3 protein-coding genes are annotated in these 4,806 nt (G+C 33.2%); 2 read left to right on the top strand and 1 reads right to left on the bottom strand.

The features are described 5' to 3' along the window. Positions 1-484: hypothetical protein (locus F6K22_RS32140; RefSeq protein WP_293107657.1), on the top strand; the 484-nt coding region annotated here is incomplete at its 5' end. A 751-nt stretch (positions 485-1,235) separates the two neighbouring features. Here the strand turns inward: F6K22_RS32140 and F6K22_RS32135 are convergent. Continuing rightward, positions 1,236-2,093: an ABC transporter permease gene (locus F6K22_RS32135; RefSeq protein ID WP_293107654.1), complete on the bottom strand. Its 858-nt coding sequence runs from the start codon at positions 2,091-2,093 to the stop codon at positions 1,236-1,238. Between the two features lie 902 nt (positions 2,094-2,995). On the opposite strand from F6K22_RS32135, the gene F6K22_RS32130 reads away from it, so the two are divergent. Further along, complete coding sequence (locus F6K22_RS32130) at positions 2,996-4,213, top strand: HhoA/HhoB/HtrA family serine endopeptidase (RefSeq protein WP_293107652.1); 1,218 nt, start codon at positions 2,996-2,998, stop codon at positions 4,211-4,213. Positions 4,214-4,806 lie beyond the last annotated feature (593 nt).

Here is a 4,806-nt window from a genome sequence, read left to right as displayed (position 1 = left end):
CAACTCAAACTCTTCATACAAGTATAATGCTGCCCAAATTCTAGAAGAAGTAGGAATTAATCTTAATATTCATCCTCCTGTTGAAGAAGATAAATTTGCTTTAACATTAGCAGAACTAAACTTAGAGCTAGAACCAGAAGTTATCAATACCGTAAATGCTTTAATAGAATTATTGGATGAACATAACAATAATCGTGAAAAAGCAGCAGCTTGTTTAGAAATTATACTTACCAATCATCAAGCTTTTTCTATTTCCGAAAGTTTATTTCCTCTAATAGTAAAAAAAGTCAGCGATTGCTTTTTAGATTTATGGGAAAACAGTCTAGATAAAGCTCATGTCTTATCAGATTATCTTGAGCGAAATCCTATATGGGCTTTTTATAATATATTATGGCATTTTGCCAAGATTATGCCTTACTTAGATTTTTATCAAAATTGTGATATGTTGACAAATACTAATACTGAAAATTCAGATAAACATTGAGGTATTAGTGATTAGTCTTCACCAATAAAAATCAAAGACTAATAGATAGAGTCTGTTCATTAATTGATAATGGACAATGAATAATGGATAATTACTTCTGCTTAAAACCGCAACGGAATTGGATATAAGTAAATATCCTAGCACTTTTTTCTCTTGAAATAGAAGGCTTTAAACCTAGATTCGATCAATTATCAATTATCCATTATCAATTATCCATTGGTAAACTATTTCCTTTAACTAATACTTTCAATTATCATTGATTGAACTTATCCCACTATTGTTGAAATTCTTATATTGAGCTAATGGAAAAATCGTGAAATACTTAAAAATTAAGAAACTAGCAACATTATAAAATAACTATACTTTTCCCTGTTTTATTAGGAGCGATACAAATGAATAATTATCAATATTTTCCTTTCCAAATAGTGTAATTATCTTGATAAAACCACCCCTAACCTCCAGTATAAATTTGAGAGCAACCTTCTCATTCGCAAATTAGATACAAACACTTTGTTAATGGAGGCGATCGCTAATTATTAATAGACCTCTTCAGAAATTAAATATTCTTTTTCGGAGATGTCCAATATAAATTAGATGAAATTCGGATAGCCAATTATATCATGTCTAGATGATTAGGTATCATACAACTCTTTCCTCCTTAATACCTTTTTATTTATAACTATTTAATTTGTTGGGTTTCGTTCCTCAACCCAACCTACGCTAACTAAAAATAAGTCAACTAAATTTAGTATCAACCATCTTTCTTCACAGCACTTTCATGCCAATCTCTTAACAGAAAATCCGACAAAACTGTGAACAATACAAAAATAGCTATTCCTAAACCCGTCGTCAAAAATAAAGCAGCAAACATTCTCGGAATTTGCAAATTATAACTAGACATTAAAATCTGATAAGCAATACCAGAACGAGCGCCTCCAGTACCTGCAACAAACTCAGCGACTACCGCCCCAATTAATGCTAAACCACCACTAATTCTTAACCCCCCTAAAAAATAAGGTAAAGCACTAGGAAATCTCAAATAAATTAGAGTTTGCCAACGAGAAGCTCCATACAATTTAAACATATCACTCAAATTTTTATCAACACTATTTAATCCCAAAGTTGTATTAGAAATAATTGGAAAAAATGCCACAATCCAAGCACAAAGAATTAATGCAGCAAAAGTATTATCTCTAAGCCAAATAATAATCAAAGGAGCAATAGCAACAATAGGAGTAGTCTGCAAAATTACCGCATAAGGAAATAAACTTCTTTCAATCAATTTATTCTGAGCAAATAACATAGAAATCAATACCCCAGAAACCACTGCTACAGCCAAAGCAACAACTGTAATTTTGATAGTAATTAGCAAAGAAGTAAATAATGAATTCCATTCCTCAATCATTGTCTTGACTACTAATATCGGTCCTGGTAATAAATAGGGAGGAATATTCATCACTCGTACCGAAATTTCCCATGTGAGTAATACAATAATCCCTAAGATTATGGGAGCAATTATATCAATAGAAAAGATTTTCTTCAGGATTTGATGTTCTGATTTTATTTGTCTTAATTGTTGTTTCTGATTTTTGGTAATAGCACTCGGCATAATCTAAGATTAACTCTAATTATTTGATTTAATATAACTCAAATAATAACACTAGATAGTATATTATCTCATGTCTGGTTGAATCCTGATAAATAAATCGCGATTTGGAAGAGGGAATAGAGAGGAGAAATAAAGTACAAGAGAGTAGGAAATATAATTTTTTTTTTGATTACTAATTATTCAGAGACAATATTATTAGATTATTAAATATCTCCAGAAAATAAACTTACCCTTAATTTAGCATAAACTAGAGTTGTAAAATTTCGGAATACTCATCATTTTCCGTACCTTTTTCCTGAAAATATCTTACCTGTTCCCTATTCCCAGTCAAGTGTTACTTACTATTACAAAAAATATATATCTTGTTCGGAGATGTCTATTAGAGATATATCTTTCTCTTCCATACTCAAACAGGTTCATCGCCAATTTTTAGTATAAAATTAAAATCGATTAATCTTTTTGCTGAGAATTAATCAATATTAAAAAATCTTAAGCCCATGAAAAACCAATTTAGGGGTGAATTACTTATGAATCATGGTAATTTCAGATATAGAGTCAAAATTTATGTCGTTATTTTTTTAGGTAAAATAGTAAATCTTATTGATATTTGCCAGAAAGTACGTACCTGATTATGTAGAAGTATAATGATACTAATATAAAAATCACTGGGAACTCCCAGTCAACCTAAACAATGACAGTTGAGCCAAACTCTCTTTAACTTTAAATTAGATTTAAAGTAGGACTATTAATGATTTTTTTTATTGTTAGTCTTCATCTATAGTGCTCAACTGACTAAATAAATAAACAACTAAATTGTTTTTGTTAATGGGAATGTGGTAATATCCGCCCCCTTCCCTCCTATCCAAATATTTAAAAATAGGATTATCTAGCGGAAAAAACAAATGACTTTATCCTTCAAACAATTAACCCTGTATTTTTCTCTATTGTCTATTGGTGGTGGGACAGGATGGTTGGGTCATCATTATATCGAAGCTAAAAAATTGGTTATAGACCCTGATGCAATACCTGTCGTCGAGCAGCAAACAGATCGGCCATCTGCTGCAACTTCTGGAAATGGCCTAGTTTCCTCCAGTAACCATAATTTTATTGCCGAAGCAGTCGAAAAAGTAGGTCCAGCAGTAGTCCGTATTGATGCAGCTAAAAAGTTAACAAATCAAGTTCCAGAAGCTTTAAAAAATCCTCTATTAAAACGTTTCTTTGGCGAAAATTTGCCTGTTCCAGAAGAACGAATTAAGCGTGGTACTGGGTCTGGGGTGATTCTTAGTGCTGATGGTCGCTTAATTACAAATGCTCATGTGGTTGATGGAGCAGATACCGTTAAGGTGACACTAAAAGATGGCCGAGTTTTTGAGGGTGTGGTTAAAGGTGTAGACTCACTGACTGATGTAGCGATAATTAAAATCGAGGCCACAGATTTGCCAGAGGTGTCTATGGGCAAATCAGAACAATTAATTCCGGGACAATGGGCGATCGCTATTGGTAATCCTCTGGGTTTGGACAATACTGTCACAGTGGGAATTATTAGTGCTATTGGTCGTACCAGTTCTCAAGTAGGTATTCCAGACAAACGAGTTCGCTTTATTCAGACAGATGCTGCAATTAATCCTGGCAACTCCGGCGGGCCACTTTTGAACGATCGGGGTGAAGTAATTGGTATTAATACAGCTATTAGAGCGGATGCTCAGGGATTAGGGTTTGCTATTCCGATAGAAACTGCAAAAAGAATTGCTGATGAATTATTTCTGTATGGGAAAGTAGAGCATCCATTTTTAGGCATTTCAATGGTTGATTTAACTCCCGAAGTAAAGGATGAAATTAATAGACAATTAGAGACTAAAATTAAGGATAATCAAGGTGTAGTAATTACGCGAGTTATAGAAAATTCTCCCGCAGAAAAAGCTGGTTTACGTCAAGGAGATGTGATTCAAAGAGTAGGGGGAGTAACAGTTAAAAGTCCGACAGAAGTTCAACAAGAAGTAGAAAAAAGTTTAGTTGGGGAGAGTTTAGCAGTAGAAGTAATTCGTAATCGAAAAATTGCCAAAATTTTAGTTAAACCTGATGCTTTTCCTCAGTCAGTCGAATCAGTAGTAGGGGAGTAGGGAGAAGAATTCATAAGTCATAATTTAGAAAAAAAGGAATAATTTAAGCAAGGAAATTATTTAAGAGTATACCGAATAAGGTCTATTAGGATAACTGTATAACCGGACTTCATATAATTCAAGAATGTAGCCATATTTTATGACATTGATATTATCAGTACCTCGACAGAATTAATTGAATATTTGGAGAATATAACCAAGAGCGAATTATGATTATAGCTGATTAGTAAGTACACAAATAATTTTTTTCATCTACTTAATATTGTAGTAAACGGATACATCTAAAACGGTGGATTATATCATTGGGTTTGGGTTAATTTGATTTCAGGTTGAACCTCATTAATTTAACGCGGAACCCACCCCTACTATTGCAACATTTGAAGCGTGTCACACCACTACTAGACCTACACATCTAAAATGGTGCGTTACGACAGATTATTAAATCTCTGTCATATCTCAGATTTTAGCTGTCTAACGCACCCTACTGTTGTAGTTTCATCTTAAATTGTGCGTTAGATGTAGGTTGGGTTGAGGGACCGAAACCCAACAACAATCTTTCTCCGGTAGGGACGTTCCATGGAACATCCCTACCA

This window comes from Okeania sp. SIO2F4 (assembly GCF_010672385.1).
Classification (GTDB): domain Bacteria; phylum Cyanobacteriota; class Cyanobacteriia; order Cyanobacteriales; family Microcoleaceae; genus Trichodesmium.
This window is presented reverse-complemented; position numbering and strand designations above follow the sequence as displayed.